Raw genomic sequence first — 10,227 nt, 5'->3', positions numbered from 1 at the left:
CCAAAAATAGACAGTATTATAGAAAAGTAAAATATCCTGACAAAGTTACAAAGCCGAAATGCCTTGTATTTGTCAGGATATTTCTATTTTGTTCTGCGGGAAGTAAAATTACTTATTTCCCGACAGTCCCTTTTCCTTTTTTCAGTATCTCCACTTAAGTAATCCGTACTTGGATATATATGAGTTGTGGTATCTGCTGTCTGTTGTAACATCTTCTCCGAACCATTCAGGCGGGATAAAATTATCGGCTTCTTCAACCGAGTTAAACTCCACCTCTACAAGTTTGAGGCTGTCAAGGTCACCTTTAAATATATCAAGCTCCGCTATGAGATTGTCTTTTAGCGGAATTTTATATCTGCTTTTTGAGATAATTATACCGTCACATTTTTTAATCAGATGATTAAAAGATTCTTCATCGAGCGGAAGATTATATTCGCTGCGTGAAAGCAATCCGCTTCCTTTATAAGTAAGAACATAATCATCATTTTCTTTTCTTATCCTGACTACGGGATTTGTATTTAAATATCCTTGAGTCATATCTACCATATCATAGTTATCAAGATTATCTGGCATTTCTTTTACAAGAAATTTTCTTTCTATTTCTATATTTTCCATAGTACTCCTTCGTATTATAAGTTGATTCTGCTTAAATTATAAGCCTGTTCCGGTTCAAAATCAGTATACATAATTTTTTGTATTAATTAAAGAAAATATTTGAATATAAATGACATAGAAACATTGTAGACTTAAACCATATTTGTTATAATATTCGTGCCTTTAATATATAAAGTGCAGGAAATATTTTTGGAGGAATTATGAATAATACATTTTTGATTGTTGCAATTGTAGTGGTAGTTTGGGCGGTACTCTTTGTTATTATGATGAGCTTTAATAAAAAGAGACAGGCAAAGGCTAATGAATTTAATAATGAGAATAGAGACAGAGCCATTGTACATCTGTATGGAAAAGATTTAAAGATTGACGGAAATGATATTTCACATTTTGATACAACTACCGGTGAGAGTCTGGAAAAGGTTGTAGCGCTTGATGCCGGTAAACATAGCTTTGAGGGTGTTTTTGAAACTACAGCAGTAGGTGCTGCAGGAAAAAATATAAATATAAAGACAGAGAACTTGCATTTTGAAGTGGATTTGCAGAGCGGACATATTTACTCGGCAGGTATATATGATTATTCACCTGAGGATAGAGAGCGCTATGTAAAGGAATATGGCAGCAGGGTGGAGGATATTCTTGTGATGCCTTTAAGTCTTTACAAGGAGAGTGATTACGCAAGAGGCTGCCTGGTAGTAACATGCGATAAGTAATTTTAATTCTAAAACTTTTTAATGACTGTTGTATGAGATTTATCTTTATGATATAATGGCTAATTAGATATGCCTCTTTAGGCATTTATGAAACAAGGAGAAACTTTAATGAGCGTAGAAGTACAAAAATTAGAAAAAAATATGGCAAAGCTTACAGTCACAGTAGAAGCTAAAGAATTTGATAAGGCTATAGCTGATTCCTTTAAGAGAAATAAAAATAAATTCAATGTTCCGGGATTTAGAAAAGGACATGTTACACAGGAAGTTTTTGAGAAGATGTACGGTTCTGAGAATTTGATTCCTGATGCTATAGACTTTATGCTTGACGCAACATATCCAAGCGCAGTAAGAGACAGTGAGCTTGAGATCGTTTCAAGACCACAGATAGAGATTAAGAATGCTAAAAAAGGCGAAGATTTCGTATACGAGGCATTGGTTGCAGTTAAGCCTGCAGTAACTCTCGGTGAGTACAAGGGCATCGAAGTAAAGAAGGCTGACGAAGTTGTTAATGACGATGATATAGCAAGTGCATTAAAGAGCGAGCAGGAGAAGAACGCAAGACTTATCACTGTTGAGGGAAGAGCTGTAGAAAGCGGAGACAATATTTCACTTGATTTCGAAGGAAGTATTGACGGAGTTCCTTTTGACGGCGGTAAGGGTGAGGATTATCCTCTTGTTATCGGTTCAGGTGCATTTATTCCGGGATTCGAGGATCAGATTATCGGACATAATGTTGGAGAGGCTTTTGATGTAAACATCACTTTCCCTGAGAACTATCAGATGAAGGACCTTGCAGGTAAGGCTGCAGTATTTGCTTGTACCGTAAAGGAAATAAAGAAGAAAGAGCTTCCTGAGCTTGATGATGATTTTGCAAGCGAGATCAGCGAGTTTGATACAATGGCTGAGTACAAGGAAGATTTAAAGAAGCAGCTTTCAGAGGCTAAGGCAAAGAGAGCGGCTACAGAGAATGAGAATGCTGTTGTGGACAAGTTGATTGAGACTTCCACTATGGACATTCCTGAGCCTATGGTTGAGGCACAGGTTGAAGGACTTGTGGCAGACTATGGCAGAAGAATGGAGAGTCAGGGTATTACACTTGATCAGTACCTTCAGATTACAGGTATGACAAAGGCTGATTTAAACAATCAGTTTAAGCCGCAGGCATTAAAGCAGATCAAGACAAGACTTGTACTTGAGGAAGTTGCAAAGGCTGAGAAGATTACCGTAAGCGAGGCCGAGATAGATGTAGAGCTTCAGAAGATAGCAGATTCTTATAAGATGGACTTGGAAAAGATTAAAGGATTCTTTGGCGAGAATGAGAGAAAGCAGATGACTGATGATCTTGCAGTTCAAAAAGCTATTGACTTTTTAGTAGAAAATGCTAAATTAGTATAAACCAATTTAAAAATAAGTCAGCCATAAGGCTGGCTTATTGGAGTATTAAAGGATTTTAAAAAATCTTAAAGAATAGGAGAGTTATGAGTTTAGTACCTACAGTCATTGAGTCTACAAGCAGAGGCGAGAGAGCTTTTGATATATACTCAAGACTTTTAAAGGATAGAATAATTTTCTTGGGAGAAGAGGTAAATGATGTTACTGCAAGTCTTGTAGTCGCACAGATTCTTTTCCTTGAATCGGAGGATCCTACAAAGGATATCAATCTTTATATAAACAGCCCGGGCGGAAGTGTTGTGGCAGGTATGGCTATATATGATACAATGCAATATGTAAAATGTGATGTATCAACCATATGTATGGGTATGGCTGCAAGCATGGGCGCATTCCTTTTGGCAGGCGGTACAAAGGGTAAAAGATATGCTCTTCCAAATGCCGAGATAATGATTCACCAGCCTTCAGGTGGCGCACAGGGTCAGGCCAGCGATATAAAGATTGTTGCAGAACAAATATTAAAGACAAAACAGAAATTAAATAAAATATTGGCGGAGAATACAAATCAGCCGATAGAAGTCATAGAAAGAGATACTGAAAGAGACAATTATATGTCTGCCGAGGAAGCTCTTTCTTATGGAATCATAGATAAGGTTATAGAACACCACTAAGGAGGTATCATGGCCAATAAGGACAAAATATGTTGCTCATTTTGTGGAAAAACATCCGATCAGGTTAGACGACTTCTTTCAGGTCCGAACGGAGTATATATTTGTGATGAATGTATAGAATTATGTTCAGAGATACTTGAAGAGGAGCTTGACGGAGTATCTGACTACTATGACGCTTCAAATGAAATAAATCTTTTAAAACCTAAGGAAATCAAGAATTTCCTTGATGATTATGTAATCGGACAGGATGATGCCAAGAAGGTATTGTCTGTAGCGGTATACAATCATTATAAGAGAATTAAATCAAAGAAAAGCTCAGAAGTTGAGATTCAAAAGAGTAATATACTTATGCTTGGACCTACAGGTTCGGGTAAAACATATTTGGCACAGACTCTTGCAAAGATTTTAAATGTACCTTTTGCTATAGCAGACGCTACTACACTTACAGAGGCGGGATATGTCGGAGAAGATGTTGAGAATATTCTTCTTAAACTTATTCAGGCGGCTGACGGTGATGTCAAGAGAGCTGAATATGGAATTATTTATATAGACGAGATAGATAAAATAACAAAGAAGTCTGAGAATGTATCTATCACCAGAGATGTGTCGGGTGAGGGTGTACAGCAGGCTTTACTGAAAATACTGGAAGGCAGTGTGGCTTCGGTACCGCCACAGGGCGGAAGAAAGCATCCTCAACAGGAACTTATCCAGATAGATACTACAAATATACTGTTCATATGCGGCGGTGCATTTGACGGACTTGAAAAAATAGTTGAGAACAGACTTTCAAAGGGCAGCATAGGATTTAATTCAGATGTTGTGGAAAAGGGCTCAAAGTCTATAGATGAGCTTTTCAAGATGGTACTTCCGGGAGATTTGACCAAGTTCGGTCTTATACCTGAGTTTATAGGCCGTGTACCTGTAACAGTATCACTTGATATGCTTGATAAAGATGCGCTTGTACAGATAATGACAAAGCCTAAGAACGCTATTACTAAGCAGTATCAAAAGCTTTTTGAGCTTGATGACGTTAAGCTTGAGTTTGATCAATCTGCGGTTGAAGAAGTGGCCAACCTTGCGCTTGAGAGAAAAATCGGTGCCAGAGGTTTAAGATCTATACTCGAGGGTGTGATGACGGATATGATGTATGAAATACCTTCAGATCCGAATATAGGTATTTGTACTATTACAAAAGAGACGATTGACGGTGGAGAACCTGATATTGTGTACAGAGATAAATCTGTAAGATCAAAAAAGAGAAAAGAAACAGACGAAAACAGCGAAATTGCTTAAATTTAATTTTACCCTCGGATATCAGCCGGGGGTATTATATTAGGGAGTAAATGAATAAATTAAAAACAATATTGATAAGGAATCAAATCATCTTTCCGGGAGAGGTGATAGGGTTTTCATCCGCAGACAGCAATATAATAAAGGCACAGCTGGATGCTTATGAGAATGATGAAGAACTTTTTATTTTAAGATACAAAGCGGACAATGAAGAAGAGAGAAAAGACAGTGCATATACTGAGACCAACGGTGTAATTGCAAAGGTTGAGAGTGTAAAAAACAAAGATAACGGTGTAATAGAGGTTGTAGTAAGAGCCTTAAGACGCGGTAAGTTGATTTCTCTGAATAATTATGCCGAAAATGAATATGAGGCGGAAGTAGAAGAGTATATACAGTCGGATGAAGGCTTTGACAAAATGTTAAACAGTCTGCAGCTGACTATGAGAGGCTATAGCGATGTAAATGAGAGATTTAAAAAACATATCTTAAACGAATTGCTTGCTATCGATAATCTGCCTGAGCTTTTGGACAGATTAAGACTTGCTCTAAACCTTGATTATGAGAAGAAAAAGATTATAAATGCCGCGAAGACACCGGTTGAAGAGTCTATGCTGCTTATGGAGATTATGAGCGAGGCCATAGACAGAAAAGAGATTGCTGAAAAAATAAAATCGGAAGTAGATAAGGACATTTCAAAGAATCAAAGAGATTATATTCTCAGAGAACATTTGAAGGTTATACAAAATGAAATGGCAAAAAACAGCGGCTATGAGACTGTTTCCGACGAGTACGAAGAGAAACTTAAAAACTTGGCGCTTGCTGATGAATATAAAGAGAAGATAAAAAAAGATATTTTCAGACTTAATACAGCCGGCAGTAACGGTGCAGAGGGAAATGTAATCAGGACATATCTGGACACTGTTTTTGAAATGCCTTTCGGTGTATACAGTGAAGATTTCAATGATATAATTCGAGCAAAAAAGATTTTGGATGAGGACCATTACGGACTTGAAAAAGTAAAGGACAGAATTCTTGAATATCTCTCTGTAAGAATATTAAACCCGACAGGAAATTCACCTATACTCTGTCTTGTAGGACCTCCGGGAACAGGTAAGACCTCGATTGCAAAGAGCGTTGCAAAGGCGCTTGGAAGAAAGTATGTAAGAATAAGTCTTGGCGGAGTGGGAGACGAGGCTGAAATCAGAGGACATAGAAGAACCTATGTAGGTGCTATGCCGGGAAGAATTGTGGAAGCTATAAAGCATGCCAAAGTTGCAAATCCTCTGCTTTTGCTGGATGAGATAGACAAAAGCTCAAAAGATTATAAGGGTGATGTTTCAGCCGCACTTTTGGAGGTGCTTGACGGGGAACAAAATAAGACCTTTAGAGACAGGTATCTTGAAATACCTCTTGATTTGTCTAAGGTTTTATTTATAGCTACGGCAAATACTCTGGATACCATTCCAAGACCGCTTCTTGACAGAATGGATATAATTGAAATCAGCTCATATACTGAAAATGAAAAATATCATATTGCAAAGAACTACCTTGTTCCGAAGGAAGTGGAAGCAAACGGCATGAAGGATAAGGGAATTCATTTCAGTGATAAGGCTATAAAGAAGATAATCCACAACTATACAAGAGAGGCCGGAGTCAGAAATCTTTCAAGAAGGATCGGGGATATCTGCAGAAAATGTGCCAGAGAATCACTTGAGGGTAAAAAGAGTTTTAAAATCACAGAGAAAAACATCGGAAAATACCTCGGAAAAGAAAAGGTAAGACATGATGAGGTTGAAAAAGAGCCACAGGTCGGAATGGTTACAGGCCTTGCATGGACAAGTGTAGGTGGAGATACCCTTAGCATTGAAGTAAATATAATGCCGGGAAAAGGAGTGCTTACACTTACCGGAAATATGGGCGATGTAATGAAGGAGAGTGCCGGAATTTCAAAGAGTCTTGTAAGAAGCATGGCAAAGGAATATGATATAGAAGAAGGATTCTTTGAAAAGAACGACATACATTTGCATATACCGGAGGGGGCAGTACCGAAGGACGGTCCAAGTGCCGGAGTGACAATGACCACAGCAATCATTTCCGCTATCACAGGAAAAAGAGTGAGGGCCGATGTGGCAATGACAGGAGAGATAACGCTAAGAGGCAAGGTGCTTCCTATAGGCGGTTTAAAAGAAAAGCTCTTGGCTGCCAAGCTTGCGGGAGTAAAGACGGTATGCGTTCCAAAGGAAAATGAAGTGGATGTATCCGAATTGTCGGCAGAAATTACAGGCGGTTTGGAAATCGTATATGTCAAGGATATAAAAGAAGTCCTAAATGTAGCGCTGGCAGATTAAAATTTTGACGTAATATAAAAGAATATAAAAGAGGTACTTATGATAATAAAAAAAGCGGAGCTGGAGACTGTATGCGGTATTACCAGTACATTTCCTGAAAATACAGATCCGGAAATAGTCTTTGCAGGTAAGTCAAATGTGGGAAAATCATCATTGATAAATTCTCTCATGAACAGGAAATCTTTGGCAAGGACATCAAGTCAGCCCGGAAAGACACAGACCATAAATTATTATAAAGTAAATGATGATCTATATTTCGTTGACCTTCCGGGTTACGGTTATGCCAATGCAAACCTTGCCACAAAGGAAAAATGGGGTAAGATGATAGAAAAGTACCTCCATACTTCAAAGCAGATAAGATGTATATTTTTGCTGATAGATATAAGGCATGAGCCGGGTAAAAATGATAAACAGATGTATGACTGGATTGTATATAACGGATATCAGCCTGTAATTATAGCTACAAAGCTTGATAAGTTAAAAAGAAGTCAGGTGGCTAAATGTGTGAAGATAGTGAGAGAAGGACTTGGATTACCGAAAGAAGGTGTACTTATACCCTTCTCATCACAGACCAAGCAGGGCAGAGAAGAAGTATATGAATTTATAGAAAATCTTTTAGCAGAAGAACAGGTTTAATTTAATAGAAAGAGGCTGTATGGATATTTTAAGAGATTTGATGGATTTTTTGGATTCATCAGTGACAATGTTTCATGCGATAAATGAATGCGAAAAAGTTTTACAAAAATCGGGCTTTACTTATCTGCCTGAAAATGAAAAATGGAATATAAACAAAGGAAAGTACTATACAAAAAGAAATTCATCAAGTCTTATAGCTTTTGATATAGCTGAAGGAGATTATCATTTTCAGATAAGTGCCGCACATTCCGATTCACCAACATTTAAGCTGAAGGACAGACCGATAATAGAAGCGAACGGCTATTTAAAGCTGAATGTGGAAGGTTATGGAGGTATGATTAATGCCACATGGCTTGATAAACCTCTGACACTGGCAGGAAGAGTTATGGTAAATACCGATAAAGGTATTGAAACAAAACTTCTTCATATAGATAGAGATTTACTTATTATTCCAAATGTACCTATACATTTTAACAGGGAAATAAACAAGGGATTTGCTTTCAATAATCAAGTTGATATGCTTCCGGTATTCAGTGCAGGCAGTCTTAAAGAAGCTGACTTTGACAATATGGTTGCAAAGGAACTGGGTATAGAGCCTGAGGCTATACTTGCAAAAGATCTATATCTGGTAAACAGACAAAAGGCGGCGGTTATCGGATTTGACAATGAGCTTATATCAAGCGGAAGACTTGACGATTTGGAGTGTGTTTACACATCGCTTAGAGGATTTGTTGAGGCTGAAAATAAAAACCATATAAATGTTTTTGCGGTATTTGACAATGAAGAGGTGGGCTCCGTTACAAAGCAGGGGGCCATGTCTACATTCCTTGCAAGCACACTTGACAGATTAAATACCGCACTTGGAAAATCAAAGGAAGAGTATTACAGGGCGATAGCAAAGAGTATGCTTATCAGCTGTGACAATGCACATGCCGTTCATCCAAATCACCCTGAACTGTTTGATGTAAAGAACAGACCGGTTTTAAATCAAGGAATTGCAATTAAAGAAAGTGCAAATCAAAAATATACAACAGATGCATTCAGCAGAGCAATACTTAAAAAGATTCTTGAAAAGAAAAATATACCTTATCAGACTTTTGCAAACAGAAGTGATATTGCAGGTGGTTCAACTCTTGGAAATCTTTCAAATACCGTTGTAAGTATGAATGCTGTGGACATCGGATTGCCGCAGTTGGCAATGCATTCCGCATATGAGACTGCAGGTGCAAAGGATGTAGGATATGCTTTTGAGACACTTAAAGCCTTTTTTGAAGCAAATATTGATATAAAAGATGACAAGGTCGCTGTAGAGGTTTAAATGGAAGAAAATAAGAATGACATATATTTTAAATGGGGTTTAACAGCAGTTGCGGTTATAGTAATAGCTCTTGTGATATCTTTGATTTTCAGTAAACTTGGGCCTATTGCTACAGCCATAAGCACTATAATATCAACCGTTTCTTCAGTGCTTTACGGTGTGGTGATGGCGTTTTTGATGGCACCGGTATATGATCGTATCGGCATATGGGTGGGTGAGATATTATCATCACTGTTTCCAAAGTGGAAGAAATCCGATAAGTATGCGAAGATGATAGCCACTCTGGCCTGTCTTGTAATACTTATTTTGGTAGTGTTTGCTTTGATAATGATGATTATACCTGAGTTGGTAAACAGTATCACAAATGTTATCAGCTACGCACCTTCGGGTACACAGAATCTGGAAGCCTGGCTTAAGGATATACTGAATAAAAATCCGAATCTGGAAAAACTTATAATCGGGAATTATCTGGATATAAGTGCGAGACTTAGCGATATAGCCACTACAACGGTATTGCCTAATGTAAATACCTATATAAAGAATCTCTCAAGCGGTGTAATCAATGCTCTTGGTGTGGTCGTAAATATTATTATCGGTTTAATGGTAATGATGTATCTTCTAAATATGAAGACTACACTGGCATCACAGGCAAAGAAAATAGTATATGCGGTTGCAGGAGTAAAGATAGGAAATGAAATAGTTACAGAGGCCAGATATATCAAGAATATGTTTGAAAAGTTTATTGTAGGTAAGATAATAGATTCTATTATAATAGGAATAATAAACTATGTATTTATGGCCATAATACATATGCCTTATGCTCTGCTTATAAGTGTGGTGGTAGGTGTAACCAATGTAATACCTTTCTTCGGACCTTTTATAGGTGCTATTCCAAGTATTATACTTTTGCTTCTTATATCGCCTGTTACGGCACTTCAGTTTGCCGTATGGATTTTGGTATTACAGCAGGTGGACGGAAATATTATCGGACCTAAGATACTGGGACAGACTACAGGACTTCCAAGCTTTTGGGTACTGTTTTCGATACTTCTATTTGGCGGACTTTTCGGTATTGTGGGAATGATAATAGCTGTGCCTACTTGGGCTATAATATACAGGACTATAAGCAGGCTTTCAGAGCATTTCTTAAAGAAAAAGGGATTGGAGCCTGACAGCAAACATTACATGGACCTTGATCATATAGATGAAGAAACAAAGAAATATATAAAATTGGAATAATTTATTTGCCC

Annotated in this window: 9 protein-coding genes; 8 read left to right on the top strand and 1 reads right to left on the bottom strand. The window is 37.6% G+C overall.

The window, feature by feature from the left end:
* Positions 1–141: 141 nt before the first annotated feature.
* The gene (locus SBH76_RS12730) at positions 142–615 is read right to left on the bottom strand and encodes a CYTH domain-containing protein (protein ID WP_317978074.1); all 474 of its coding nucleotides are present in this window, start codon (positions 613–615) and stop codon (positions 142–144) included.
* 200 nt (positions 616–815) lie between these two features.
* Between SBH76_RS12730 and SBH76_RS12725 the strand changes: the two genes are divergently transcribed.
* The 8 genes from SBH76_RS12725 to SBH76_RS12690 all read left to right on the top strand — a co-directional run bounded on the left by SBH76_RS12725 (position 816) and on the right by SBH76_RS12690 (position 10,216).
* Positions 816–1,325, top strand: coding sequence for a hypothetical protein (locus SBH76_RS12725; RefSeq protein ID WP_317978073.1), 510 nt, complete (start codon positions 816–818; stop codon positions 1,323–1,325).
* A 108-nt stretch (positions 1,326–1,433) separates the two neighbouring features.
* On the top strand, positions 1,434–2,720 hold the full coding sequence (tig, locus tag SBH76_RS12720; RefSeq protein ID WP_317978072.1) for a trigger factor: 1,287 nt from the start codon (positions 1,434–1,436) through the stop codon (positions 2,718–2,720).
* Positions 2,721–2,803: 83 nt separating this feature from the next.
* Positions 2,804–3,385: an ATP-dependent Clp endopeptidase proteolytic subunit ClpP gene (clpP, locus tag SBH76_RS12715; protein WP_007595427.1), complete on the top strand. Its 582-nt coding sequence runs from the start codon at positions 2,804–2,806 to the stop codon at positions 3,383–3,385.
* 9 nt (positions 3,386–3,394) lie between these two features.
* Positions 3,395–4,678, top strand: coding sequence for an ATP-dependent Clp protease ATP-binding subunit ClpX (gene clpX, locus SBH76_RS12710; protein ID WP_009663342.1), 1,284 nt, complete (start codon positions 3,395–3,397; stop codon positions 4,676–4,678).
* Positions 4,679–4,728: 50 nt separating this feature from the next.
* Positions 4,729–7,023 carry an endopeptidase La gene (lon, locus tag SBH76_RS12705; protein WP_317978071.1) on the top strand — a complete coding sequence of 765 codons (2,295 nt, stop codon included), beginning with the start codon at positions 4,729–4,731 and terminating at the stop codon, positions 7,021–7,023.
* Between the two features lie 39 nt (positions 7,024–7,062).
* Positions 7,063–7,659 (top strand): ribosome biogenesis GTP-binding protein YihA/YsxC, encoded by a 597-nt coding sequence (gene yihA, locus SBH76_RS12700; protein WP_007595433.1) that lies wholly within the window; start codon positions 7,063–7,065, stop codon positions 7,657–7,659.
* A 19-nt stretch (positions 7,660–7,678) separates the two neighbouring features.
* Positions 7,679–8,977 (top strand): M18 family aminopeptidase, encoded by a 1,299-nt coding sequence (locus tag SBH76_RS12695; protein ID WP_317978070.1) that lies wholly within the window; start codon positions 7,679–7,681, stop codon positions 8,975–8,977.
* Positions 8,978–10,216 (top strand): AI-2E family transporter, encoded by a 1,239-nt coding sequence (locus SBH76_RS12690; protein ID WP_317978069.1) that lies wholly within the window; start codon positions 8,978–8,980, stop codon positions 10,214–10,216. It begins immediately after the preceding gene.
* Positions 10,217–10,227 lie beyond the last annotated feature (11 nt).

This window comes from Lachnoanaerobaculum sanguinis (assembly GCF_033242365.1).
GTDB lineage: Bacteria > Bacillota > Clostridia > Lachnospirales > Lachnospiraceae > Lachnoanaerobaculum > Lachnoanaerobaculum sanguinis.
This window is presented reverse-complemented; position numbering and strand designations above follow the sequence as displayed.

What these genes read in the sequence shown, in the direction of transcription:
- clpX (WP_009663342.1), top strand. Translation starts at nt 3,395, where the DNA reads ATGGCCAATAAGGACAAAATATGTTGCTCATTTTGTGGAAAAACATCC.
- yihA (WP_007595433.1), top strand. Translation starts at nt 7,063, where the DNA reads ATGATAATAAAAAAAGCGGAGCTGGAGACTGTATGCGGTATTACCAGT.
- SBH76_RS12725 (WP_317978073.1), top strand. Translation starts at nt 816, where the DNA reads ATGAATAATACATTTTTGATTGTTGCAATTGTAGTGGTAGTTTGGGCG.
- SBH76_RS12730 (WP_317978074.1), bottom strand. Translation starts at nt 615, where the DNA reads ATGGAAAATATAGAAATAGAAAGAAAATTTCTTGTAAAAGAAATGCCA.
- SBH76_RS12695 (WP_317978070.1), top strand. Translation starts at nt 7,679, where the DNA reads ATGGATATTTTAAGAGATTTGATGGATTTTTTGGATTCATCAGTGACA.
- SBH76_RS12690 (WP_317978069.1), top strand. Translation starts at nt 8,978, where the DNA reads ATGGAAGAAAATAAGAATGACATATATTTTAAATGGGGTTTAACAGCA.
- lon (WP_317978071.1), top strand. Translation starts at nt 4,729, where the DNA reads ATGAATAAATTAAAAACAATATTGATAAGGAATCAAATCATCTTTCCG.
- clpP (WP_007595427.1), top strand. Translation starts at nt 2,804, where the DNA reads ATGAGTTTAGTACCTACAGTCATTGAGTCTACAAGCAGAGGCGAGAGA.
- tig (WP_317978072.1), top strand. Translation starts at nt 1,434, where the DNA reads ATGAGCGTAGAAGTACAAAAATTAGAAAAAAATATGGCAAAGCTTACA.